This window comes from Bradyrhizobium sp. BWA-3-5 (assembly GCF_032917985.1).
Taxonomy (GTDB): Bacteria; Pseudomonadota; Alphaproteobacteria; order Rhizobiales; family Xanthobacteraceae; genus Bradyrhizobium.
In genome coordinates, this window is sequence record NZ_CP136626.1 from 2,208,991 (window position 1) to 2,234,066 (window position 25,076).

General features: G+C 63.8%; 23 protein-coding genes. 14 read left to right on the top strand and 9 right to left on the bottom strand.

The features are described from left to right. Window positions 1–22: 22 nt before the first annotated feature. The 5 genes from RX331_RS10665 to RX331_RS10685 all read right to left on the bottom strand — a co-directional run bounded on the left by RX331_RS10665 (window position 23) and on the right by RX331_RS10685 (window position 4,818). On the bottom strand, window positions 23–724 hold the full coding sequence (locus tag RX331_RS10665) for a molybdate ABC transporter substrate-binding protein (protein WP_317256516.1): 702 nt from the start codon (window positions 722–724) through the stop codon (window positions 23–25). Next, entirely contained in the window at window positions 724–2,862 is a 2,139-nt protein-coding gene (locus RX331_RS10670; protein ID WP_317256517.1) for a xanthine dehydrogenase family protein molybdopterin-binding subunit, read from the bottom strand. The genes RX331_RS10665 and RX331_RS10670 overlap by 1 nt, the downstream gene beginning before the upstream one ends. Next, window positions 2,859–3,329, bottom strand: a complete 471-nt coding sequence (locus RX331_RS10675; RefSeq protein ID WP_317256518.1) for a (2Fe-2S)-binding protein — start codon at window positions 3,327–3,329, stop codon at window positions 2,859–2,861. Before RX331_RS10675 ends, RX331_RS10670 begins: the two co-directional genes overlap by 4 nt. A gap of 27 nt (window positions 3,330–3,356) precedes the next feature. Next, window positions 3,357–4,313 carry a tripartite tricarboxylate transporter substrate binding protein gene (locus tag RX331_RS10680; RefSeq protein WP_317256519.1) on the bottom strand — a complete coding sequence of 319 codons (957 nt, stop codon included), beginning with the start codon at window positions 4,311–4,313 and terminating at the stop codon, window positions 3,357–3,359. Between the two features lie 124 nt (window positions 4,314–4,437). Then, a complete protein-coding gene (locus RX331_RS10685) occupies window positions 4,438–4,818 on the bottom strand; it encodes a YodC family protein (RefSeq protein ID WP_317256520.1) in 381 nt (126 codons plus the stop codon). A 231-nt stretch (window positions 4,819–5,049) separates the two neighbouring features. Here RX331_RS10685 and RX331_RS10690 point away from each other — a divergent pair, with 231 nt between their 5' ends. The 5 genes from RX331_RS10690 (at window position 5,050) to RX331_RS10710 (ending at window position 11,291) form a co-directional block, all read left to right on the top strand. Continuing rightward, a complete protein-coding gene (locus tag RX331_RS10690; protein ID WP_317256521.1) occupies window positions 5,050–6,117 on the top strand; it encodes an ABC transporter substrate-binding protein in 1,068 nt (355 codons plus the stop codon). Between the two features lie 17 nt (window positions 6,118–6,134). Then, complete coding sequence (locus RX331_RS10695) at window positions 6,135–7,496, top strand: MmgE/PrpD family protein (protein ID WP_317256522.1); 1,362 nt, start codon at window positions 6,135–6,137, stop codon at window positions 7,494–7,496. Window positions 7,497–7,502: 6 nt separating this feature from the next. Continuing rightward, window positions 7,503–8,255 carry a 3-oxoacyl-ACP reductase family protein gene (locus RX331_RS10700; protein WP_317256523.1) on the top strand — a complete coding sequence of 251 codons (753 nt, stop codon included), beginning with the start codon at window positions 7,503–7,505 and terminating at the stop codon, window positions 8,253–8,255. 83 nt (window positions 8,256–8,338) lie between these two features. Beyond that, window positions 8,339–10,435: a molybdopterin-dependent oxidoreductase gene (locus RX331_RS10705; protein ID WP_317256524.1), complete on the top strand. Its 2,097-nt coding sequence runs from the start codon at window positions 8,339–8,341 to the stop codon at window positions 10,433–10,435. Between the two features lie 73 nt (window positions 10,436–10,508). Then, window positions 10,509–11,291, top strand: a complete 783-nt coding sequence (locus RX331_RS10710) for an enoyl-CoA hydratase/isomerase family protein (RefSeq protein ID WP_317256525.1) — start codon at window positions 10,509–10,511, stop codon at window positions 11,289–11,291. On the opposite strand, the gene RX331_RS10715 is transcribed toward RX331_RS10710, so the two are convergent. The 3 genes from RX331_RS10715 to RX331_RS10725 form a co-directional block, all read right to left on the bottom strand. After that, window positions 11,292–11,720: a heme-binding protein gene (locus RX331_RS10715; RefSeq protein WP_317256526.1), complete on the bottom strand. Its 429-nt coding sequence runs from the start codon at window positions 11,718–11,720 to the stop codon at window positions 11,292–11,294. 36 nt (window positions 11,721–11,756) lie between these two features. Then, window positions 11,757–14,690: an FAD-binding and (Fe-S)-binding domain-containing protein gene (locus tag RX331_RS10720; protein WP_317256527.1), complete on the bottom strand. Its 2,934-nt coding sequence runs from the start codon at window positions 14,688–14,690 to the stop codon at window positions 11,757–11,759. 97 nt (window positions 14,691–14,787) lie between these two features. Next, window positions 14,788–15,519, bottom strand: coding sequence for a GntR family transcriptional regulator (locus tag RX331_RS10725; protein ID WP_317256528.1), 732 nt, complete (start codon window positions 15,517–15,519; stop codon window positions 14,788–14,790). A 122-nt stretch (window positions 15,520–15,641) separates the two neighbouring features. Here RX331_RS10725 and RX331_RS10730 point away from each other — a divergent pair, with 122 nt between their 5' ends. The 6 genes from RX331_RS10730 to RX331_RS10755 all read left to right on the top strand — a co-directional run bounded on the left by RX331_RS10730 (window position 15,642) and on the right by RX331_RS10755 (window position 21,649). Further along, window positions 15,642–16,844 carry an alanine--glyoxylate aminotransferase family protein gene (locus RX331_RS10730; RefSeq protein ID WP_317256529.1) on the top strand — a complete coding sequence of 401 codons (1,203 nt, stop codon included), beginning with the start codon at window positions 15,642–15,644 and terminating at the stop codon, window positions 16,842–16,844. Window positions 16,845–16,976: 132 nt separating this feature from the next. Then, on the top strand, window positions 16,977–18,176 hold the full coding sequence (locus tag RX331_RS10735) for a pyridoxal-phosphate-dependent aminotransferase family protein (RefSeq protein WP_317256530.1): 1,200 nt from the start codon (window positions 16,977–16,979) through the stop codon (window positions 18,174–18,176). A 36-nt stretch (window positions 18,177–18,212) separates the two neighbouring features. Then, window positions 18,213–19,010: an enoyl-CoA hydratase/isomerase family protein gene (locus RX331_RS10740; RefSeq protein WP_317256531.1), complete on the top strand. Its 798-nt coding sequence runs from the start codon at window positions 18,213–18,215 to the stop codon at window positions 19,008–19,010. Window positions 19,011–19,029: 19 nt separating this feature from the next. After that, a complete protein-coding gene (locus tag RX331_RS10745) occupies window positions 19,030–19,476 on the top strand; it encodes a low molecular weight phosphatase family protein (RefSeq protein WP_317256532.1) in 447 nt (148 codons plus the stop codon). 11 nt (window positions 19,477–19,487) lie between these two features. After that, window positions 19,488–19,931, top strand: a complete 444-nt coding sequence (locus RX331_RS10750) for an NUDIX domain-containing protein (RefSeq protein WP_317256533.1) — start codon at window positions 19,488–19,490, stop codon at window positions 19,929–19,931. Window positions 19,932–20,704: 773 nt separating this feature from the next. Beyond that, entirely contained in the window at window positions 20,705–21,649 is a 945-nt protein-coding gene (locus RX331_RS10755) for a tripartite tricarboxylate transporter substrate binding protein (protein WP_410708264.1), read from the top strand. A 14-nt stretch (window positions 21,650–21,663) separates the two neighbouring features. Here the strand turns inward: RX331_RS10755 and RX331_RS10760 are convergent, their stop codons facing one another. Beyond that, window positions 21,664–22,314: a class II aldolase/adducin family protein gene (locus RX331_RS10760; RefSeq protein ID WP_317256535.1), complete on the bottom strand. Its 651-nt coding sequence runs from the start codon at window positions 22,312–22,314 to the stop codon at window positions 21,664–21,666. A 91-nt stretch (window positions 22,315–22,405) separates the two neighbouring features. On the opposite strand from RX331_RS10760, the gene RX331_RS10765 reads away from it, so the two are divergent. The 3 genes from RX331_RS10765 to RX331_RS10775 are packed head-to-tail and all read left to right on the top strand — an operon-like array spanning window position 22,406 to window position 24,984. Continuing rightward, a complete protein-coding gene (locus tag RX331_RS10765; protein WP_317256536.1) occupies window positions 22,406–23,281 on the top strand; it encodes an S-methyl-5'-thioadenosine phosphorylase in 876 nt (291 codons plus the stop codon). Further along, complete coding sequence (gene mtnA, locus RX331_RS10770; RefSeq protein ID WP_317256537.1) at window positions 23,278–24,381, top strand: S-methyl-5-thioribose-1-phosphate isomerase; 1,104 nt, start codon at window positions 23,278–23,280, stop codon at window positions 24,379–24,381. The genes RX331_RS10765 and mtnA overlap by 4 nt, the downstream gene beginning before the upstream one ends. 60 nt (window positions 24,382–24,441) lie before the next feature. Beyond that, a complete protein-coding gene (locus tag RX331_RS10775; RefSeq protein ID WP_317256538.1) occupies window positions 24,442–24,984 on the top strand; it encodes a tripartite tricarboxylate transporter TctB family protein in 543 nt (180 codons plus the stop codon). Window positions 24,985–25,076: the final 92 nt, after the last annotated feature.

A 25,076-nucleotide genomic window follows, 5' to 3' on the forward strand; every position in this document is an offset into this window, starting at 1 on the left:
CATCCACCAGTCGATCGCGGCTTCAGTGGCCGACGAAGCCGGCGCGCGCCCGCTGCTCGCTTTGTCCGGCACCGGTCAACAGGTCGATCAGGTGCTGGGCCTGTCGTGGGTGGGCGGCGGCGGTCGTAATGGCCGCCGTGTACATGGTGGCAAGCTCGCAGCCCGCCGGCAGGGAGCCGGACAGGTCAACGCCCTCGGCGCTGATAATCTCGGTCGATTGCGTGCAGCCGATCGGACGATGGGCCTTGGACGCCGCCAGCTCGCGCATCGCGGTCGCGCCATTGGGGAAAATCTTGAGCCGGCCGGCGACTTGCTCGGCAATGCCGAGTTGCTCAAGGACTTTTGCAATGTGGATTCCGGCTGTCGAGCTTTGGGTATCCGGCACGAAGACCGCGTCCGCAGCAAGCAGGACCTCACGCAAGCCTGCGGCATCCCTGACGGTGGCCTGGGGATCACCGGCACGGACGGCGAGGGCGGTTTCGACCAGACCGACATCGGCGATCGATGCAGAAACCACCAGCTTCTCCTGCGCCAGTCCGGCGAGAAGGGCCGCGGTCGAGATGAGGAGGTCGGCCGGCGTGCCCTTGCGCAATTTTTCAGCCATGACACCGACGGCGCCGAACTCGCCCGCGATCTCGAAGCCGGTCAGGGCCTTGAAGGCCGGCGTCAGGCTGGCGACCAGGCCGTGGGCCGCGCCGCCGCTCAGGATGTTCAGGCTGCTCATCAAGTCAATTCCATCGCGGCGATGATCTTCTCACGTGTGATCGGCAAATCGCGCACGCGTACGCCGAGGGCGTCGAAGACCGCATTGGCGATGGCCGCCGTCACCGGGCCATGGGCTGCCTCGCCGGCGCCGACCGGGTCGATGTCAGGTCGCTGGATCAGCTCGACCTCGACATCAGGCACTTCGCTGAAGCGCAGGATCGGATAGTCCGTCCAGCCGGTGCTGGTAATGCGCTGCCGGTCGAAGCGCACGCGTTCCTTCAGCACCCAGCTCGTGGCCTGAATGGCGCCGCCTTCGATCTGGTTGATGACGCCGTCCGGGTTGATCGCTTCGCCGACATCGGCCGCCAGCGTCAGCTTCCTGACGCGGATATCCTCCTCGCCCTCGATCTCGGCGATAACAGCGCAATAAGCGCCGGTGTTCTTGTAGCGGCCAAAGCCGATGCCGTAGCCAATGCCGGGCTGTTTCGCAGGCTTCCACCCGGCGCGCGCGGCTGCGGCGCGGATGACGTCCCTGGCCCGTTCGTCCCGCAAATGGCGCAGGCGGAACGCGACCGGATCCTCGCCGCGCTCGGCGGCGATTTCATCGAGCATGGATTCGATCGCGAACACGTTGCCCTGTCCGCCAAGCGTCCGCAGCGCGGAGGTGCGTATCGGCATCGTCGTCAGGCGATGGCTTTCGATATGCCAAGAAGGAAGATCATAGAGCGGGATCGAGTTGCGATCGCCGCCCCCACCATTGGCCTGCAGCGGATTGGTCGAGACCATGCGGGGAAACGGGGTCTCCAGCTCGAACGCGGCGAGCAAGGCGGGCTGCGCCGCGCGTCCCGGCCGAGCCGCGTGGCCGTTGCTCCAGATGGAATGCCGCCAGCCGGTGATCTCACCCTGCGCATCTAGATCGGCCTCGATCTCGATTGCCATCGCCGCGCCAAACGGCGCATCCGACATTTCGCCCTGCCGCGACCATTGCACCCGCACCGGCCGACCGCCGGCGGCTTTGGCGAGCAGCACGGCATCGAGCGCGACATCGTCGGCCGCGTTGTGTCCATAGCAGCCCGCGCCTTCCATATGCTCGACGGTGATGCTTTCGACGGGCAGCTTGAGAACGATCGCAAGGTCCGCGCGCAGAAGATAGACGCCCTGGCTGTGGGTCCAGACATGGACGCGGTCGGCGGTCCATTGCGCCATCGCACAGGACGGCGCGATCGATGCATGCGCAACATAGGGGCGGGTATATTGCCGCCGGATCGTCTGTGCCACCGTGCCGGGGGAGGTGGCAGCCTTCGCGGCGATGATCGTGGATTCGCATGGCTGCGCTTTGAGGAAGCTCGCGAGGTCGTCTTCGCCCGGCAGCGGCTCGCCCTCGGACCATGTCGCGCCCTTGCGGAGCGCATGGAGCGCCGCCTCCGCAGCATGCTCGGTTTCGGCGACCACCCCGGCAAAACTGCCATCACGAACGACCGCGACGAAGCCAGTAGCCGAACGCGCACCATCCTCCTTCAATTCGACGAGTTTCGCGCGTGCGTTCTCCGGGCGCAGCACGCGGCCATGCAGCATTCCCGCCAATGTCTGGTCATGGATAAAGCGCGGCCGCGCGAACACCTTGTCCGGAATGTCGATGCGCGGGACGGAATGACCCGCCACCCTCCGGTGCGCAGCGATCTTTGGCCTGATACCCGGCGTCGCGTCGCGATCGAGTGAGACCTCGCCGGCAAGCTCCCAATAGCTCGTCCTCACATTGCCCGGCCCTGAAATGGTGCCGTCCTCGATGTCGAGCGCATCGATGCCGACCCCAAGCCGTTCCGCTGCCTGCTGCAGGAAGATCTGGCGGATCTCGGCGCAGGCATGACGCAGCGCGCGGCCGGATTGCTGGATGGAAAGGCTGCCCGACGTGACGCCTTCATTAGGGCTGGCAGCAGTCGACGCGCGGACCATCCGCACGCGGAACGGATCGATATCGAGCTCATCCGCGGCGATCTGCGCCAGCGCCGTCACAATGCCTTGTCCGATCTCGACCTTTCCGGGCGAGATCGCAACTTCTCCGGCGCTCGAGAATTTCAGCCACGCCGAAAGCCGCGGGTTCGCTGCAAGGCTTACCGGCAATGCGGGCGGAGAGGGAGCGGGGGCAGGCTGGTTCATGGTGCCGCCATTTCGTGCGCTGCGCGGAGCACTGCCCGCACCATGCGATTGTGCGAACCGCATCGGCAGAGGTTGCGATCGAGCGCTTCCTTCACCTCCCGGCTCGTCGGTGATGGGTTGCTCTTCAACAGCGCCGCCGCGCTCATCAGGATGCCGGAGACGCAATAGCCGCATTGCATGGCCTGCTCGGCAATGAAGGCGCGCTGCAGCGGGTGCGGCCGCTCACTCGTTCCCAGCCCTTCGATGGTTATGACATCCTTGTCCGCCACCGACCACAGCGGCGTGTCGCAGGCGGACACCGCGCGATCACCGACGATCACGTTGCAGGCGCCGCATTCGCCGGCGCCGCAGCCGAAATGCGGTCCGGTCATGCCGAGCTGCCCTCGCAGAATATCCAGCAATGAGCGGTCGGGATCGGCGTCAACTTCCAGCTCGACGCCGTTGAGGCGAAATCGAACGCTTGGCATCGCGTGCAGGCCTTCTCTTGCGGCTTCTTATTGCGGCGGCTTGTCGAACTTCTTGACCACCTCCGCCCACTTCACGATGTCGTCGCGGAGGAATTTGTCGAATTCGGCTGCGCTCATTGACATAGGGACGACGCCCTGCTGGGACCATAATTTCACAATATCAGACCGCTTTACGAGGTCTTTCACGGCCGCGTTGAGTTTGTCGATGATCGGCTTTGGCGTGCCCGCGGGCGCCATCAAGCCGAGCCAGATGGTGGCCTCATAGCCGGGAACGCCAGCCTCGATCACCGTCGGCGCATTGGGAAGCACGCTCGAACGTACCTTGCCCGTCGTCGCCAGCGCGCGCACCTGATTTTCGGCGATGTTAGGCGCCATCGCCGGAAGAGCGTCGATCATCATCTGAACCTGGCCGCCGATCACGCCGCTGCGTGCTTCGCCGCTGTTGCGGTAGGGCACATGCAGGACGTCGATGCCGGCCATGGCTTTGAACAACTCGCCCGCCATGTGATACGGCGTGCCCTGGCCTGACGAGGCGTAGTTCAATTTCCCTGGCTGCGATTTGGCAAGTGCGACGAATTCCGGCAGGGTTTTGGCCTGCACGGAAGGATGAACCACGATGACGAGATCCGAGTAGTTCACCGGCGCGATCGGGGCGAGATCGCGCATCAGCTCATATTTGCGTTGCGGGACCAGCGATTCATTCGCGGTCTGCGTGTTGGACATCATCAGCAGCGTATAACCGTCGGGTGGCGACTTCACGACCTCCTGTGTGCCGATCACGCCGCCGGCGCCCGTGCGGTTTTCGACCACGAAGGGCTGGCCGAAACTTTCCTGCAGAATGCTGCCGATCTGACGGGCGGTGACGTCGGCCGGTCCGCCGGCGCCGAACGGAACGATCAGCTTCACGGGACGCGAAGGGTAATCCTGCGCGAGGCATGGCGTCACAAACAGCGCCAGCACGAGCGCAAGCCTCAGGCCCCTCATTTCCATCTCCCTGATCCTGGTCTGTCTGCCAGTTTAGGGATCAAGTCTATCTGCTAAGCGAGGGCCCATAAAGCCCGTAAACCGCGGGGGACGATGCGGCGGCGCTAATAGGGCGGATATCCGGTCAGTGCGTGTGTTTCGCAAGGTCGGCTCTTGCAGCGCCCTTGTGCCGCCTTGGCCCCGCCTTCCTCGGTTCGGCCTGTTCGGGCCGATCGGGCGGCGCGTTCATCGCGCCGGTCATGCTATCGAGTGTGACCGAATATTGCTCTGCCGTTGCGGGGCAATCTTCGCTTTGCGGGCCTGCCGGAGATACTTCGCGCGAATTGGCCGGTTCGAGAGCGCCCGGCTCAAAGCGAAAGCGCTCGAGCTTTTGCCCGACGAACCACGCGCAGACCACGCCGGTGATCTTGCCGTCGTCGAAGATGCTCGTGTTGACTGCATCGACCGTCATGGTCGGCCCGCCGGATTTGAGCACCACAAGGTCGCCCGACTTGAAAACGGTCATGGCCAGATTCCCTGGAAACTCGACGAATCAGACGCGGTTGCAGTGCAACGATACCAAATCGGTATGTCGGCTTCACCCCGTGGTAGCAGCCGTCGCCCGGCGCACCGCGCTTGGCGGTCCATCCGCCGTCCTCAGTCATGAACGGCCGGTGATGGACAGCCGACGATCCATGGGAATAATGCGTGAGCTCATGGGGTACTCAACTTCGCCAACAGCGCGGGGAACGACAACATGAAACATCCAGGGATCACACGACGCCATGTGCTGGCGGGCGCCGGCGCCGTTTTCGCAGGCGCAGCATTCTCCACCCGCGTGATGGCGGCTGCGCCGCCGCCGGAAGCGGTAACACCGGCGCTGATCGAGGCGGCGAAGAACGAAGGCAAGGTCATCTACTACACCTCGACCGACCTGCCGGTCGCGGAGAAGCTGGCAAAAGCCTTCGAGGCGAAATATCCGGGCATCGCGGTGCGGGTCGAGCGCACCGGCGCGGAACGCGTGTTCCAGCGCATCGGCCAGGAATACTCCAGCAACATCCATGCCGTCGACGTCGTGAATTCGTCCGACGCCGCGCATTTCATCGTCTGGAAGCGCGAGGGCATTCTGGCGCCCTACGTGCCGGAGGACGTCGCCAAATACTATCCGGCCGAGCACAAGGATCCCGACGGCCAGTTCGCCAGCTTCCGTGTCTGGCTCAGCATCATCGCCTACAACACCAACCTGGTGAAGGCCGATGACGCGCCGAAGAGCTTTGCCGATCTGCTCGATCCCAAATGGAAGGGCAAGATCGTCAAGGCGCATCCGGGCTATAGCGGAACCATCATGACCGCGACCTATCAGATGCAGCGCGATCTTGGCTGGGGCTATTTCGAAAAGCTCGCCAAACAGAACATCATGCAGGTGCAGTCGTCGGCTGATCCGCCGAAGAAGCTCGATCTCGGCGAGCGCGCGGTGATGGCCGACGGCAACGAATACAACATCTTCCAGATGAAGGAGGCCGGTCGTCCGGTCGAGCCGGTTTATGCGACGGAGGGTTCGCCGCTGATCATCGGACCGAACGGCATTTTCAAGGATGCACCCAATCCGAATGCGGCGCGGCTGTTCCAGTCGTTCAGCCTCAGCCGGGAGGCCCAGCAGCTCATCATCGACGTCGGTGGCCTCCGCTCGGTGCATTCTCAAACGGTCGAGAAGGCAGGGCGCACGCCGCTCAAGGACATCAAGACCATGAAGGACGACGCGGCGGCGGTTGAAAAGGAAAGCGAGGCCATCAAGGCGCGCTACACCAAGATCTTCCGCGTTTGACCGGCATGGCTCCCGGGTTGCCCAGGATTTCGGTCGCCGAGACGCTGGCCGAAAAGATCGTCGCGCTCCGCCCCGGCGCCTTGCCGGCACCCACTGTGCGCAAGTGCGGGGACCTTTTGATCGACGTGGTCGGCCTCTGTGTCGCCGCGCGCAACGAGGACTACGTCAGCAGCGCGCTGACGGGCTGCGATGACGATGGTCCATGCACGGCGATCGGGCATCAGCGCACGCTGAACGCCGCGGGTGCCGCCTTCGTCAACGGCACGGCCGCGCACGGCGAGGATTTCGACGACACGTTTGAGGGCGGCCCCGTCCATGCCGGGGCCGTGGTCGTACCGGCGGTGCTCGCCGCCTGCGAGCGGCACAATCCCGATGGCCGCATGGCACTGATCGGGATCGCCGTCGGCACCGAGGTGCTGTGCCGCTTGAGCCTCGTGGTGCCGAAGGCGGTTCACAAGGCAGGCTTCCATCCGACCGCGATCTTTGGCGCGATGGGGGCAGCCGCCGGCGTCGGTGCCGCCCTTGGCCTCAATGCGCGGCAGATCGTCGATGCGCTCGGTGTTGCCGGCAGCATGGCCGGCGGCATCATCGAATATCTCGCCGAGGGCGCCTGGACGAAGCGCCTGCACGCGGGATGGGCGGCGCAATCGGGGATCCGTGCGGCGCTATTGGCGCGGGCAGGGTTCGTCGGGCCGCGCACCGTGTTTGAAGGGGTGCATGGTCTGTTCCATGGCTTCGCTCATACCACCATGGGGGACTACGACGCGCTGACCGGCGATTTCGGCACGCGCTGGGTGAGGGATACGCTAGCGTTCAAGCCCTATCCGTGCGGGACCATGGCGCAGCCCTACATCGATTGCGCGCGGCGGCTGGCCGCGCGCGGCATCAAGCCCGACGACGTCACCGAGATCATCTGCGAGGTGGCGGAGGGGACCGTGCACCGCCTCTGGGAGCCGCTCGCCGACAAGCAGCGCCCGCCCAACGGCTATGCCGCCAAGTTCGCCGTGCCTTATCTCTTGGCCACCGGGTTCGTGCATGGCGGCGTCGGGCTCGGTGCGTTCACGGAAAGTGCTGTCAGCGAAGAGCGCGTGCTGGCGCTCGCCGCCAAGGTGAAATACGTGATTGATCCGGATAACCCTTATCCCAGCAATTACACCGGCCATGTCCGCGCCACCCTGCGGGACGGCAGCGTTGTCGAGGAGCGGCAGCCCTATCTGCGGGGCGGCGCGCAGGAGCCGCTGACCCGGCAGGACGTGATCGACAAGTTCAGGCTCAACGCAGATCATGGCGGCTGGAGCGCCGGGCAGAGGGATGCGGCGCTGCAACTGATGGCTGGTCTATTTGACGGACGTATCGATTTAACCTCATGGCGTGGGTAGTGTCTCATGACGAACGAACTTTCAGGCAAGGTCGCCATCGTCACCGGCGCGGGCCGCAATATCGGCCGCGCCATCGCGCTGACGCTGGCGGAAGGCGGCGCGTCCGTGGTGGTGAACGCGCGCAGCAACCGCGCCGAGGCGGAAGCCGTCGTGCGCGAGATCGAGAGGGCCGGCGGCAGGGCGTTGGTCCATATCGGTGACGTTGCCGACGCCGTGGCGGTGCAGGCCATGGCCGATGCAGCCGTCAAGCAATTCGGCCGTATCGATATCCTCGTCAACAACGCGGCACTGCGGCGCGAGAAGCCGTTCGCCGAGATGAGCTATGCGGCGTGGCGCGAAATCCTCGACGTGACGCTCGACGGCGCCTTCCTCTGCGCAAAAGCCTGCCTGCCGGCGCTGCGCAAGTCGGGTGGAGGAAGCATTGTCAATATCGGCGGCCTCAGCGCGCATACCGGAGCGAAGAATCGCGCGCATGTCGTGACGGCGAAGGCCGGCATCATCGGCTTCACCCGCGCACTGGCCCACGATCTGGCCGATGCCGGCGTTACCGTGAATTGCGTGGTTCCCGGCCTGATCGGTACACCACGGCCGAAAGACAAGCCGGAGCCGGCGCATCATTTGACCCATCAGACCATCACTGGCAATCGAGGCATGCCGGAAGACATTGCTGCAACCGTACGTTTCCTCTGCGGGCCCGGCGCGCGCTACATCAATGGGCAGGCGATCCACGCCAATGGTGGCGCCTATCTGGGCGTCTGATGCATGGCTAGAGGCCGTTTTTGCAGGTGCAGTGCCGGACAAAGCCTCTCGGCGGCCGCCGCGTTTGATGTTACCTAAAACGCATGAACCAGCATGCCAAAGTCGATATCCGCCACTCCACCTGCCCGCACGATTGTCCGTCGGCCTGCGCGCTCGACATCGAGGTAATCGAGGGGCGCTCGATCGGCCGCGTCCGCGGCTCCAAGGTGCAGACCTACACGGCGGGCGTCGTCTGCGCCAAGGTCGCGCGCTACGCCGAGCGCATTCACCATCCCGACCGGCTGCTTCACCCGATGCGCCGGACCGGGCCAAAGGGCTCCGGCCAGTTCGCGCGGATTTCCTGGGATGACGCGCTTGATGAAATTGCTGCACGCTTCGATCAGGCCGAGCGCGAATTCGGCGCTGAATCGGTCTGGCCTTATTACTACGCCGGCACGATGGGGCTGGTCATGCGCGACGGCATCAATCGCCTCGCGCATGTGAAGAAGTATTCACGCTTCTATTCGACCATCTGCGCCAACATTGCGCGCGTTGGCTTCGCCATCGGCACGGGCAAGATCGCCGGCGCCGATCCACGCGAGATGGGCGTTTCCGATCTCGTCGTGATCTGGGGCACCAATCCGGTGAATACCCAAGTCAACGTGATGACGCATGCCGCGCGGGCCCGCAAGGAACGCGGCGCAAAAATCGCGGCGATTGATGTCTACAACAATGACACCATGAAGCAGGCTGACATCAAGATCCTGCTTCGACCCGGCACTGACGGCGCCTTCGCCTGTGGCGTCATGCATGTGCTGTTCCGCGAAGGCTATGCCGACCGCGCCTACATGGATCGCTACACCGACTGTCCCGATGAACTGGAGGCGCACCTCAAGACCCGTACGCCCGAATGGGCCTCGCGGATTTCAGGTGTGCCCGTCGAGGAGATCGAGGCGTTCGCGCGGGCCGTCGGCCAGACCAAACGAACGTACTTCCGTCTCGGCTACGGCTTTACCCGCAGCCGCAATGGCGCGGCGCAGATGCATGCGGCATTGTGCATCCCCGCGGTGACCGGCGCCTGGCAGTACGAAGGTGGCGGCGCTTTCTTCAACAATGCCGGGATCTGGAAGTTTGACGAATCCATCATCGAGGGTCACGACGCAATCGATCCGACGACCCGCTGGCTCGACCAGTCCAGGATCGGGCGCATCCTGACCGGAGATGCCGAAGCACTGAAGGGCGGCGGCCCGGTCAAGGCGATGCTCATCCAGAATACCAATCCGGTGACGGTGGCGCCGGAGCAGGCCCTGGTGCGTCAAGGGTTTGCGCGCGAGGATCTGTTCGTCGCGGTGCACGAGCAGTTCATGACCGAGACGGCCACCATGGCCGACATCGTGCTTCCTGCCACCATGTTCATGGAGCACGACGATCTCTACTACGGCGGCGGCCATCAGCACATCTCAGTAGGCGCGAAGCTGATCGATCCGCCCGGCGAGTGCCGGTCCAACCATGAGGTACTGCAAGGCCTCGGTCGCCGCCTGGGCGCCGTGCATCCCGGGTTTGAGATGACGCCACGCGAGCTGATCGACGCGACACTGAAGAAGAGCGGTCACGGCGATATCGAGACGCTGGAAGCGGATCTGTGGCGCGATATCCAGCCGGATTTTCGCACATCGCACTATCTCGATGGCTTTGCGCATGCCGACAAGAAGTTCCATTTCAAGGCCGACTGGGCAAATCCCCCATTCGGCAAGCCGGGCCTCGGCCCCTGGTCCGAGATGCCGTCGCTGCCCGATCACTGGACGATCATCGAGGAAGCGGACGAGCAGCATCCGTTCCGTCTCGCCACCTCGCCGTCGCGCGGTTATCTCAACACCAGCTTCAATGAAACGCCGGGATCGCAGGCGCGCGAGGGCGCACCGACCGTCATGATGCATCCTGACGACGCGGCAAGCCTTTCGATCGCTGACGGCGATGCCGTGACGCTTGGCAATATGCGCGGCGAGACCACGCTGACGGTAAAATTGTTCGGCGGCGTGCGGCGTGGCGTGTTGATCGCCGAGTCCATCCATCCGAACAAGGCCCATATCGGCGGCCGCGGCATCAACATGCTCACGGGGGCCGAAGCGGTCGCTCCCGTCGGCGGCGCTGCGTTCCATGACAACAAGGTCTGGGTGAGGAAGACCGCACCGGCGATCTAATTCCCGCTTGCAGTCCTCCGCTATCCTGCCGCAAATGCCTCGGTGATCGAAGGCAAATAGGGCGAGCGGAACAATGAGCGACACGAGCAGCGTGATACGCGAGAAGCGCGGACAGGCATTCTGGATCACCATCAACCGGCCCGACAAGCGTAACGCCATCAACGCGGACGTCGTCGCCGGCATCGCCCGTGGCTACCGCGAAGCGCATGACGACAGGGATGTCCGCGTCATCGTGCTGACGGGCGCGGGCGACAAGGCGTTTTGCGCCGGGGCCGACCTGCAAAACAGCGGCGCTGCCTTCGCGATGGATTTTTCCAGGCCGAACGTCGACTACGCCGACCTGCTGCGGTTGTCGCAAGACGCCACCAAGCCCGCGATCGCGCGGGTGGGGGGCGTCTGCATGGCCGGCGGCATGGGTCTGCTGTGCATGACCGACATGGCGGTCGCCGCTGACAACGTCGTCTTTGGTCTGCCCGAGGTGAAGGTTGGCGTGTTCCCGATGCAGGTGCTGAGCCTCTTGCAGTCGATCGCGCCAAAGCGGCTCGTCAGCGAATGGTCGCTGACCGGCGAGCCGTTCGACGCCGCTACCGCGAAGGAAGCGGGCCTGTTGAACTATGTGGTGCCGGCGGCCGAGCTCGATGCCAAGGTGGATTGGCTGGTGAGCCGTATCGTCGACAAATCGCCGACGGCTATTCGTCGCGGCAAATATGCGATGCGGGCGATCGCCTCGATGTCGTTCGATGAGAGCATCGCCTACACCGAGAGTCAGATCGCATTGCTGGCGATGACGGAAGATGCCAAGGAGGGCCTCAAGGCCTTCAGCGAAAAGCGCAAGCCGACCTGGCCAGGACAGTGATTATCCCACGCTGGCTTTCAGCCCGGCCGCTTCGATACCTGCAACAGCGCAAATCTCGTCGTTGTCGGACGTGTCGCCGCTGACTCCGACGGCGCCGAGCAGGCTCGCGCCGTCCATGATCAACACGCCGCCTGGCACCGGCACCAGGCGTCCCTGGGCCAGCGCATTCACCGCGCCGACGAAATAGGCCTGCTCCTGCGCCCGCTGAAACAACGCGCGCGAGCCCATGCCCATCGCGAGCGCACCATAGGCCTTGCCATGCGCGATTTCGGCCCGCATCAGGCTGGTGCCGTCCTGCGCGGCGGTGACCTTCACGCAGCCGCGTGCATCGAGAATGGTGATGACCAGCGGCTTCAGTTTCTTTTCCACGCCCTTGGCCAGCGCGGCATCGAGGATCTTGCGGGCGACATCGAGGGTAAGTTCGGCCATGACTCAGTTCCTTTGCGATTGATCGGAATTAGCGGTTCACTGCGCGCTATCGAGGCTCATCGCGAGCACCCGGGCAACATGCAGGGCGGAGCGGCTCGCGCCGTCCTTGATCTGGTGGCGGCACGAAGTGCCGTCGGCGACGATCAGCGCTGCCGCATCGGCGCGGCGCACCGCTGGCAACAGCGACAGCTCGGCCATTTCAATCGAGGCCTGATAGGTGTCGGCGCCATAGCCGAACGCGCCGGCCATGCCGCAGCAGCTGGATTCGATGGTCTCGACACTGAGATCCGGGATGAGGCGAAGGATCTTTTCGACCGGCTTGAACGCGCCGAATGATTTTTGATGGCAGTGGCCGTGAACCAGCGCTTTCACCGGCATCGCCCCGAGCGGCAGCTTCAGGCGGCCGGCCTCGGCCTCGCGAACCAGGAATTCCTCGAACAGCAAGGCGTGCGCACTGACGCTCCTGGCGTCGTTGTCCGAGCGAAGCGAGAGCAATTCGTCGCGCAGTGTCAGGAGACAGCTCGGCTCCATTCCAACAATGGGCACCCCGCGCGCAGCGAACGGCGCATAGGTCGCGACCAGCCTGTCCAGCTCGGCGCGTGCCTGTTCAACGAGGCCGGCCGAGAGGAACGTCCGCCCGCAGCACAGCGGTCGGCCGCGGTCCGCGGGCCTTGGGAGATGCACGCGATATCCGCCCTCCACGAGAACATGCAGGGCGGCCGTAAGGTTCTCGCTCTCGTAGTAGCGGTTGAAGGTGTCGGCGAATAGCACGACCTCGCGGCCGCCGGCAGGGCCGAAGGCTTCCACATCCGGCCTGAACACGTCGCGGCGGAACGCCGGCAGCGCGCGTTTCGCGCTGATGCCAGCAAGCTTCTCGAACAAGGCGCGCAACAGGGGACTGTTGTTGCGCCAGTTGGCGAGCGGCGCAAAGCGGGACGCGAGAGCAGCGTAGCGCGGCAGATAGCCCACCAGCCGGTCGCGCAGCGAGAGGCCATGCCTTGCCGCCCGCGCGGCCAGCACCTCGATCTTCATCTTGGCCATGTCGACGCCGGTCGGACATTCATGACGGCAGGCCTTGCAGGAGACGCAGAGTTTTAGCGTTTCCATCATCTCGTCCGAAGCCAGTGCATCCGGCCCCAGCTGCCCGGAGATCGCGAGCCGCAGTGTATTGGCGCGGCCTCGCGTGACGTCCTTCTCATTGCGGGTCGCGCGATAGGACGGGCACATCACGCCGCCCTCGAGCTTGCGGCAGGCGCCGTTGTTGTTGCACATCTCGACGGCGCCCTGAAAGCCGCCGCCGGCGCCGGGATAGGCCGACCAGTCGAGCGCGGTCTTCAACTCGCCAACGCGATAATCCGGCCGATAGCGAAACAGCGAGCGGTCGTCCATCTTTGGCGGATCGACGATCTTGCCGGGATTGAGCAGATGGTCCGGATCGAAGCGCTGCTTGACCTCCCGAAAATCGGCAACGATGCGCGAACCGAACATCGCTTCATGGAATTCGGAGCGGACCAACCCGTCGCCATGCTCGCCGGAATGCGAGCCCTTGTACTCGCGCACCATCGCAAAAGCCTCTTCGGCGATGGCGCGCATCGCCTTGACGTCCTTTTCGAGCTTCAGATTGAGGACAGGGCGCACGTGCAGGCAGCCTTCGGAAGCGTGCGCATACATGGTGCCGCGCGTGCCGTGCTTGGCGAAGACCGCATTGAGCCGCTCGGTATAGTCGGCGAGGTGAGGCAGCGGCACGGCACAGTCTTCGACAAAGGAGACCGGCTTGCCCTCCTGCTTCATCGACATCATGACGTTGAGGCCAGAGGTGCGGAAATCCGCAATCGCCGTCTGCGTCGCGGGCTCGACGACGTCGACCACGCCGCCCCATTTGCGCTGCGGATGATTCCAGCAGAAGCCGAGGTCCGACATCAATTCGGAAAGCTGCTTCAGCTTCTGCAGATTGTCGGCCTGATCTTCTTCGGCAAATTCGACGATCAACAGCGCATCCGGATCGCCGCGCACGGTCGCCTCGATCACGGGCTTGAACATCGCGATGTCGCGCCCGAGCGCGATCATGGTGCGGTCGACCAGTTCCACCGCGATAGGCCGCAGCTTCACCAGATGCTGGGCCGCATCCATCGCCTCGTAGAAGCTGCCGAAATGGCAGACGCCGAGCACCTTGTTGCGTATGACCGGCCACAGCTTGAGTTCGACCTGCGTCGTGAAGGCCAGCGTTCCCTCGGAGCCGACGAGGAGATGCGCCATGTTGTTGGGCGCATTGCGCGGCATCAGCGCATCGAGATTGTAGCCGCCGACCCGGCGCTGCACCTTTGGAAAACGCTCGGATATTTCGCCAGCCTCGCGCTCACCGAGACCGAGCATGTCGCGGAACAGGGCAAGGCCGCCCTGCGGCGCGTTGACCTGCGCCAGATCCCGCGGCACCTCGCCGAAATGCAAGAGCGTGCCGTCAGCCAGCGCCGCGTCCATCGACAGCGTGTTGTCGCGCATGGTGCCGTAGCGCAGCGAACGGCCGCCGCAGGAATTGTTGCCGGCCATACCGCCGATGGTGGCGCGCGACGCGGTGGAGACGTCGACCGGAAACCATAGCCCGTGCTTTTTTAGTTGCCGGTTGAGATCGTCGAGCACGATGCCGGGCTCGACCACGCAGGTGCGGTTCTCGACGTCGAGCGAGAGCAGGCGGTTCAGGTGCTTGGAGAAGTCGACGACGATACCTTCATTGATGGTCTGGCCGCACTGCGAAGTCCCGCCGCCACGCGGAGTGACTACCTGGCCCTCGTCTTTGCAAATGGCGAGTGTCGTCAGCGCCTCGTCCAGGCTGCGGGGCACCACGACGCCCGCCGGAACGATCTGGTAAAAGGAGGCATCGGTCGCGTAGCGGCCGCGGCTGAAGGGATCGAACAGGACTTCGCCGGTCAGGTTCGACCGCAGGCGGCGTTCAAGCGGTGAGGCGTTCTTCATCCCAAACCCAAAGCGATCCAGCGGCTGTTGTAACCCCTCTAAGGGATTATGCACTTTTTATTCGGATGAATTACATTATGAATTCATAATCGGCAAGCTAACCGGCGGGGCCGGTCGCCGCGTTGGCGTCCCTTGCCGCGGCCAGATGCTCGATAGCGGCGCTTCGCTTGTTGCGCAAATGCTGGAACAGGATGTCGCTCAATTCGCTTCCCGCGCGGCGGCGCAGCGCATCTAGAATCGCCTCGTGCTCGCGCATCGCCTCGCCCCAGCGCTGCCGCTTGCGGGCGAAATTGGCCGAATAGCGCACGCGGCGGATCCGGCCGGCGAAGCTGGAGTAGGCAGTGCGCAGGGCCTCGTTGCGCGCGGCGGCGACGATGCTTTCGTGAATGCGCTGGTTGACCTGAAAATAGCCGTGCATGTCGCTGTTGAGGTAGTGGCCGTACATCTCGTAATGCAGCCGCTCGATCGCAGCGATTTCCTCGTCGGTGATGGCCTCGCAGGCGAGGCGTCCGGCGAGGCTCTCCAGGCCGGCCATGACGTCGAAAAGCTCCTCGAGATCCCGCTCACTGAGCTGGCGCACCCGCGCGCCGCGGTTGGGTAGAAGCTCGATCAGGCCCTCTGCGGCCAGCACCTTGAGGGCCTCGCGCAGCGGCGTCCTGGAGATGCCAAGCATCTCGCAGAGCTGTCGCTCCGGAACACGCGCGCCATCCGGAATGTTGCCTTCAACGACATAGTCGCGAAGCCGCAGCAGGATTTCCCCATGCAGCGAGGTTTCCTGGCGGCCGGACGGAGTGATCGGTACTCCGGCTTCGGGAATCGTGGATTTCATTTGCATAACAGTAGTTTGCGAAAACCGCGGCGTCGACGCTGCAAATCGAATACCAAATTTTGATTGAAAAGACAAAAAATGAATGCAAAATGATCTCCAAGACGGTGATTGGGAGGTTTATCATGCGGCAAGGACGGCATTTTCTGCAGATTCCAGGGCCAAGCCCAGTCCCGGAGCGGGTGCTTCGCGCGATGGACATGCCGGTGATCGACCACCGCAGCGCCCAGTTCGCCGAGCTCGGGCGGGCGGTGCTGGAGGGCAGTCAGAAGATTTTCCAGACCTCTGGACCGGTGGTGATCTTTCCGTCGTCAGGGACGGGGGCCTGGGAGGCCGCTATCGTCAACACGCTGTCGCCCGGCGACAAGGTGCTGATGGTGGAGACCGGCCATTTTGCCACTCTATGGCGCCAGATGGCGGGCCGTTTTGGGATCGAAGTCGACTTCATGGCCGGCGATTGGCGTCGCGGCGCCGATCCCACCCAGATCGAGGCCCGCCTTGCGGAGGATGCCGCACACACCATCAAGGCGGTGATGGTCGTGCATAACGAGACCTCGACGGGCGCGACCAGCCGTATCGCCGATATCCGCGCCGCGATCGACCGGACCGGACATCCTGCCTTGCTGATGGTCGACACCATCTCCTCGCTCGGCTCGGTCGACTACCGGCACGACGAATGGAAGGTCGATGTCAGCGTCAGCTGCTCGCAAAAGGGTTTCATGCTGCCGCCGGGCCTCGGCTTCAACGCCATCTCGGAGAAGGCCCGCGCCGCCGCCAAAACCAACCGGATGCCGCGCTCCTACTTCGATTGGGAGGAGATGCTGAAGCCGAATGCGAAGGGCTTCTTCCCTTATACGCCGGCGACCAACCTGCTCTATGGGCTGCGTGAAGCGATCACGATGCTGCTCGAGGAGGGGCTCGACCAGGTGTTCGCCCGTCATCAGCGGCTCGCCGCGGCGACGCGTGCCGCGGTTAATCACTGGGGGCTGGAGGTGCTGTGCCAGGAACCCCTTGAATATTCTCCCGTGCTGACGGCCGTGTTGATGCCGCCGGGTCACGACGCCGATCAATTCCGCCAGGTGGTGCTCGACCATTACAACATGTCGCTTGGTGCAGGCCTGTCGAAGGTCGCAGGCAAGGTGTTCCGCATCGGGCATCTCGGCGAATGCAATGAGCTGACGCTGCTCGGGGCGCTGACCGGCGTGGAGATGGGATTGTCGGTCGCCGGTGTGCCGCATCGGGCCGGCGGCGTGGCGGTTGCGATGAAATATCTGGAGCAGCGTCCGCAAAGCAATTCCCCGGCGCATCTCAAGGTCGTCGGCAGCTAGCTCGGCCTGCCCGGGCGTCGCTTTAGCCCGCCTTCTTACGCATTGACGTGCGGCGTCCGGCGGGCGACAAGCCCGCCAAATGGTGCTATTCGAGCGGCTCGAAACGCCAAGGCAAGACCGGGAAGGACGCCTATGACTGTGCATACTGGAAGGCATTTTCTGCAGATTCCGGGACCGACCAACGTGCCGGACCGGGTGCTGCGCGCCATGGATATGCCGACCATGGACCACCGGGGTCCGGAATTTGCCGAGGTCGGATACGCCGCGCTGGCGGCCATGCAGCGGGTATTCCGCACCAAGCAGCCGGTGATCATCTACCCGTCGTCCGGTACCGGCGCCTGGGAAGCGGCCATCGTCAACACGCTGCAGCCCGGCGACAAGGTGCTGATGGCGGAGACCGGGCAATTCGCGGTGCTGTGGCGCGGTATCGCCGACAAGTTCAAGCTCGAAGTGGATTTCATTGCCGGTGACTGGCGCCATGGCGCCGACCTCGAGCAGATCGAGGCCCGGCTGTCGGCCGACAAGGCGCACAGGATCAAGGCCGTCTGTATCGTTCACAACGAGACCTCGACCGGCTGCGTTACCCATCCGCAGGAAGTTCGGAAAATTCTCGACCGTGTCAATCATCCGGCGCTGCTGATGGTCGATACCATCTCCGGCCTCGGCTCGCTCGAATATGAGCACGATGCCTGGGGCATCGACGTGTCGGTGGCCGGTTCGCAGAAAGGCCTGATGCTGCCGCCGGGTCTCGGCTTCAACGCCATCTCGGAAAAGGCGTTCGCGGTGGCGAAGGCCAATCCGGCGATGCGTTCCTATTGGGACTGGCAGGAAGTCATCGCCATCAATAAGGCCGGCACCTGGCCCTACACGCCGGCGACCAATCTGCTGTTCGGCTTACGCGAAGCGGTGAAGATGCTCGAGGAGGAGGGGCTGGACAACGTCTTCGCCCGCCACAAGCGCCACAGCGCCGCCACCCGCGCGGCGATCAAGGTCTGGGGCCTGGAAACGCAATGCCAGGAGCAGGGCGCGCATTCGCCGGCGCTGACCGGCGTCGTCATGCCGGAAGGCCATGACGCCGACAACTTCCGCAGGGTCGTGCTGGAGAATTTCGACATGTCGCTCGGCACCGGCCTGAACAAGATCAAGGGCAAGGTGTTCCGGATCGGCCATATCGGCCACTTCAACGATCTGATGCTGATGGGCACGCTGTCGGGCGTCGAGATGGGCCTCGACCTCGCCAAGGTGCCGCATCGTGGCGGCGGCGTGCTGGCGGCGATGGAAGTGCTCAAGGGGCGCGACGCCGTGCCGATGCCGAAGGCCGCCGTTGCCTGACACCGCTTGATCGAAACAACAACAGAGAGAGCTGCGATGAACGCACCGGTAGCTGCGACTGAAGACCTGATCTATTCCGTCGAGGATGGTATCGCCCGGCTGACGTTCAACCGTCCGCAGGCGCGGAATGCGCTGACCTTTGCGATGTACGAGCAGATGGCGGCGATCTGCGAGACCATCAACAACGATCGCTCGATCAAGGCGATGATCCTGACCGGCTCGGGCGACAAGGCGTTCGCCTCGGGCACCGACATCTCGCAGTTCCGCGCCTTCAAGACAGCACAGGACGCGCTCGACTATGAGGCGCGCATCGACCGCGTGCTCGGCGCGCTGGAATCGTGCCGCGTGCCGGTTATCGCGGCGATCGCCGGGGCCTGCACCGGCGGCGGCGCCGGCATCGCGGCCTGCTGCGATATCCGTATTGGAACCGAATCGACGCGGATCGGATTTCCGATCGCGCGCACGCTCGGCAATTGCCTGTCAATGTCCAACATCTCCAGGCTGGTCTCGCTGGTCGGTCCGGCGCGGACCAAGGACCTGATCTTCAAGGCGCGGCTGGTCGATGCGCCGGAAGCGCTGGCGCTCGGCCTGCTCAACGAAGTGGTGCCCGATGTCGAGACGCTGCAGCGCCGCGCCGACGAGACCGCGAAGCTCGTTGCCAGCCACGCGCCGATCACGCTCGAAGTCACCAAGGAAGCGGTGCGCCGCATCCGGCGGACATTGAGCCGAGACGAGGGCGAAGACCTGATTCTGCGCGCCTATATGAGCGAGGATTTCCGCGAGGGCATGGATGCCTTCCTCAACAAGCGCTCGCCGAACTGGAAGGGCAAGTAGGTTCGAGGCGACGGTCGGCATGGATGCGAAAAGCCAAGTTCTGTTTCTTTGCACGGGAAATTATTACCGAAGCCGCTATGCCGAAGAGCTCTTCAACTTCCGCGCCTGGAGCGAAGGATTAGCCTGGGCTGCGTTCTCCCGCGGGCTGGCTGAAAAGGGTTCGCCCGACAACGTCGGGCCGATATCTCGTTTTGCGCTTGAAGCGCTCTCGGCAAAAAATATCGAGCCGGCGGGCGTGAGTCGCCTGCCGATCTCCTGCTCCGCGGCTGACTTTGGCGAGGCCGAGCTTGTCATCGCGTTGAAGGAAAGTGAGCATCGACCGTTCGTCGAGCGCCGATTTCCTGATCTGCTTCCCAGGATCATTTTCTGGGATGTCGACGATGTGGCGTTTGCGGCACCGGCGGTCGCGCTGGCGCAGATCGACGAGCTGATCGACGATCTCATCTCGAGACTGCGCAAGCGATGAGGCGAGATGGCGTGCGAGAAAGCGCCGCGGCCATCCTGCTCGACGAGGACGGCCGTCTTCTCATGCAGTTGCGTGACGATGTTCCAAACATTCGCGAACCAGGCAAGATCGGACTGTTTGGCGGGCGACGGGAGGGCGATGAGAGCTTTCTCGATTGTATCGTGCGCGAAATCCAGGAAGAGCTCGGTTACGATCTCCCGCCAGGTCGCTTCGAACTCCTCGCACAATGGTCCGGTCCGGACTACGCGGCGCCCGAAGGCACTATTCACGCCGAACTCTTTCTCGCGCGCGGAGTGCCCGTCGAGAAGCTGACAATTGCCGAGGGCGCGTTGAAGATTGTTGCAATTGAGGAGCTGGAGCAGGTTCGGCCACTTCTGTCGTTGCCGACGCGTTATGCCCTGGATACGTTTCTGCCGCGCATCATAGCGCCGGTCAGCCCGCTGTCTTCTGCGTGATCTGGTGTGGCCTTGCGCATCTGCGTTCGCGGTGGTGGACGCCAAGCCACCCGCGAACGCTATGATGCGGTTTCGCCGGAATGTTATCGGATTGCAGCTGAGGAGGACGTCTAAGGATTCTTGAGACACAGGCCAACGGTCGGCGTCGTGCCACACTTCGCCCCATCGGCTGCGCCGCCGGATGGACAGAACACCGACACCAGGGTTTCGCCTGCATCGCAACTGACCTGGCCGTCTGCCTGCACCGACCTCATTGAAGTGCCGGCCGGTCCGGGATCGCCTTTTGCACCGGGCGCTCCCTGCGGCCCCTGCGGCCCCTGAGGACCCTGTGGTCCCTGTGGACCCGGTTGCCCCTGCGGGCCGGGCACGCCTTGCAGGCCTTGCGCGCCCTGCGGCCCGGCCGGTCCTTGTGGCCCGGTTTCCCCCTTTGGTCCCGGATCCCTGCCGCATCCGGCAAGCAGCACTGCCGTCCCCACAGCGACGGCCATCAGAATACTTCTCATTGCGTGTTCTCCTCCCGATCGCCCCGCAAGCATTAAACGGTTGCACCTTTCGACTTGCAACCGAAAAGCCCCGCCGCTCATTTGCGGTAGCGGTCTTGGATTTCATCTAATGCGAAAGTCATAAGCGACGCGCTGCGGTGCAGCTTGAACTGGTGGTATTTCGCCCGCAAGATGATGCAAGAGATCAAGTCTCGTTCTCCAGGTCCTCGAAAAAACATAGGGAAGAAGCGCGTGGGACATATCCTGAAAGCGGCGGCCGCCGTGACGGCCATGATCGCAAGCAGCCCGGCGCTTGCCTGGGAGCCCTCCAAGCCTGTCGAGATCGTAGTCGCGGCCGGCGCCGGCGGCGCCTCCGACCAGATGGCGCGGATGATGCAGGCGGCGATCCAGAAGAACAATCTGATGAAGCAACCAATGGTTGTTTCGCTCAAGGGCGGGGCCTCCGGCGCCGAGGCGCTGATGTACATGAAGTCCAGCGAGGGCGATCCCAACAAGGTGCTGATCGCCTATTCGCTGATCTACATGCTGCCGCTGTCGGCCAAGATCCCCTTCAACTGGCGCGATCTCACGCCGGTGGCCGTCGTGGCTATGGACCAGTTCGTGCTGTGGGACAATGCCGACGGGCCGAAGACGGTGAAGGACTTCATCGCGGCGGCCAAGGCGGCGAGCTCGCCGTTCAAGATGGGCGGCACCGGCTCCAAGCGCGAGGACCACGTGCTCACCGTGTTCATGGAGCAGAAGACCGGCGCGAAGTTCTCCTACCTGCCGTACAAGTCCGGCGGCGAAGCGGCGACGCAATTGGTCGGCAAGCACACCGAATCCAACGTCAACAATCCCAGCGAAAATCTCGAAGTCTGGCGTGCCGGGCAGGTCCGTGCGCTTTGCGTGTTCGACAAGGAACGCATCTCCTACAAGACCAAGGTGACGGAAACCCAATCCTGGAACGATGTCCCGACCTGCAAGGAGGAGGGGCTCGACGTGCAGTATCTGATGCTGCGCGCGATGTTCCTGCCCGGCAAGGTGACACCGGAGCAGCAGGAGTTCTATGTCGACCTGTTCCAGAAGGTGACGCAGACGCCGGAGTACAAGGACTATATGGAGAAGCAGGCGCTCAAGCCGATCTTCCTCACCGGCAAGGACATGCTGAAGTTCCTCGAAGAGGATGACAAGCTCAACTCGCAGCTCATGAACGAAGCGGGATTCGTGGCGAAGTAAGGCATCGGCGATCGTCATTCCTCCGCGTGGCCGTAGCCGGCCATGCGGAGGCGAACCTTCTCGATCTCCTCCTTTGACAATAAAGGCGGCGTGCCGATCTGCAGGCAGCCGTGATATTGCCGGGCCAGCGTCTCGACCTCGACGGCGAGCCACATCGCTTTCGGCAGCGACGGCCCAACCGCAATCATGCCGTGATGCTCGAGCAGGCAGGCCAGCCGCCCCTCCAGCGCGCGCACGGCATGTTCCGAGAGCTCCTGGGTGCCGAAGGTCGCATACGGCGCGCAGCGGATCGTGTCGCCGCCTGCGACGGCGACCATATAATGAACCGGCGGAATATCCATGCCCATGATGGCCAGCATGGTGGAATAGGGTGGATGGGCGTGAACGATCGCGTTGATTTCCGGCCGGGCCTTGAGGATATCGCGGTGAAACCGCCACTCGCTCGATGGCCGCTGGCCCGGGTCGTAGTTGCCGTCGAGATGCATATAGACGATCTGCTCGGGCTTCATCGCCTCGTAGGGCGTGCTGGTCGGGGTGATCAGCATGCCGTCGCCATGGCGCAGACTGATATTGCCCGATGTGCCCTGATTGATGCCTGACGCATTCATGCGCAGGCAGGCATCGATGATCGACTGGCGTTTTTCCCGGTCCTTGGTAGCAGGCATGTCGAACCCTCTTGCAGCCTGCGGACAATGCTTGATTATTGCGCCGCAGTATAGTCGAACCTATCCTTGGAATAGCTGACTGGGAGTAGTCATGACCCGTAGCGTGCTTGGCGTCATCGGCGGATCTGGAATCTACGACCTGCCGGGGCTGGAGGACGTTCACGAAGAGACCATCGCAAGCCCCTGGGGCGAGCCGTCCGCGGCCCTGACGCGCGGCGTGATCGGCGGTCTGCCGATCGTGTTTCTGCCGCGGCACGGCAAGGGACACGTGCTGTCGCCCTCCGACATCAATTACCGCGCCAATATCGACGTGCTGAAGCGGGCGGGGGTCACTGACCTCGTTTCGCTCTCGGCTTGCGGTTCGTTCAAGGAGGAACTGCCGCCCGGCACCTTCGTGCTGGTGGATCAATTCGTCGACCGCACCTACCGCCGCGAGAGCTCGTTCTTCGGCAAGGGCTGTGTCGCCCATGTTTCGATGGCCCATCCGGTGTCGCCGCGGCTGCATGTGCATCTGGCCGCCGCCGCCGAGGCGGAAGGAATCCAGGCGGTGCGGGGCGGGACCTATGTCTGCATGGAAGGTCCGCAGTTCTCCAGCCTCGCCGAGAGCCTGGTGTACAAGGCGCAGGGGCATTCGGTGATCGGCATGACCAACATGCCCGAGGCCAAACTCGCGCGCGAGGCGGAGATCTGCTACGCCAGCGTGGCGATGGTCACCGACTTCGATTGCTGGCATCCTCATCATGATGCGGTCACCGTGCAGGATATCATTCGCGTGCTGAACTCAAACGCCGGCCGGGCCAAGGCGCTGGTTGCGCGACTTGCCCGGGATTTCCCGCGCGAGCATGAGCCGTGCCCCCTTGGATCGGACAAGGCGCTCGACACGGCGTTGATTACGGCAGTGGAAGCGCGCGATCCGGAATTGCTTGCCAGGCTCGACGCTGTTGCGGGCAGGGTGCTGAAGTCATGAAGGTCGATGGTCGCCATTTCCGCAGCATCTGGCTCGAACCCGACGGCTGGACGGTCGGGGCGATCGACCAGCGGCGGCTGCCGCATGAATTTGCGATCGTTCGCCTTGAGACCGCCGATGCAGCGGCGGATGCCATTCGCAGCATGCTAGTGCGCGGGGCACCTTTGATCGGCGCCACGGCCGCTTACGGCATGGCGTTGGCGGTGCGGGACGACCGTTCCGATGCCGGCATCGATCGCGCCTATGAATTTCTGATCGCGACGCGGCCGACCGCGATCAACCTGAAATGGGCGCTTGACGAGATGAAGCGCGTGCTCAAGCCAGCGGCGCCTTCCGAACGCGTGCAAATCGCTTATGCCCGCGCCGCTGAAATCGCCGAGGAGGATGTCGCGATCAACCAGGGGATCGGCCGGCATGGCCTGGCGCTGATCGAACAGATTGCGGCAAGCAAGAAGCCCGGCGAGCCGGTCAACGTCTTGACCCATTGTAACGCAGGCTGGCTCGCCACGGTCGATTGGGGCACCGCGACGGCCCCGATCTATCTCGCACATGATCGCGGCCTGAAAGTCCATGTCTGGGTCGACGAGACGAGGCCACGCAATCAGGGCGCTTCGCTGACCGCCTGGGAACTCGGTCACCACGGCGTGCCGCACACCGTGATCCCCGACAATACGGGCGGTCATCTGATGCAGCACCGCATGGTCGATCTCGCGATCGTCGGCACCGACCGCGTCGCCGCCAATGGCGACGTCTGCAACAAGATCGGGACCTACCTGAAGGCGCTTGCCGCCCACGACAACGGCGTGCCGTTCTATGTTGCACTGCCGTCGCCCACCATCGACTTTAGTATCGACGATGGCATCAAGCAGATTCCGATCGAGCAGCGCAGCGCCGACGAGGTGGCTGTCATGACCGGCCGCACCGCGGATGGCCGCGTCGAGACCGTGCGCATTGTTCCCGATGGCTCCGCCACGGCGAATTACGCCTTCGACGTCACGCCGGCGCGGCTGGTCACGGGATTGATCACCGAGCGCGGCCTGCTGCGGCCCGAGCGTGCCGCACTCGCGAGCGCATTCCCGGAGCGCAGCGCTGGTCATTGACGGCGGCGACGTCGGCACGTAATCCCGTTCGACAGCGCCGTATCGGGGTTCACCGTCGCCATGTCCAATACCGACATCGAAATTGTCGTCGAGGATCCGACCGCGCCGGAGGCCAATTCGCCAACGGTTACGAGCGTCCGGGTGGTCGACGTGGTCGTCTCGCTCGTGCTGCTCGCGCTCGCGATCACGCTCGGGTTCGACAACTGGCGCACGGGCGCCGGCTGGGAGACGACTGGTCCGCAACCCGGCTATTTCCCATTCTACCTTTCCGTCATCCTCGGCGGCGCTAGTCTCTACGGCTTGGTCGCCGCGTTCCTGTCGCGGACGGAGGCTACGGAAAGCTTCGTTACCCGGGCTCAGCTTCGCCGTGTGATGGCGGTGTTCGTGCCGACGCTGCTGTTTGTCCTCGTGACGCAATTCCTCGGGCTCTATGTCGCCAGTTTCCTGTTGATCTCCGGCTTCATGCGCCTGGTCGGCAAGATCGCGTGGTGGAAGTCGCTGCTCACCGCTTTCGTGTTCACCGCCGCGATGTTCGTGACCTTCGACGTCGCCTTCGATGTCATCATGCCGAAAGGCCCGCTCGAAGCGGCGTTCGGTCGCTAACGGACCTGAAATGACTTCTTCCGTCATTGCGAGGAGCAAAGCGACGAAGCAATCCATGTTCCCTCTGGGGCGCCATGGATTGCTTCGCTTCG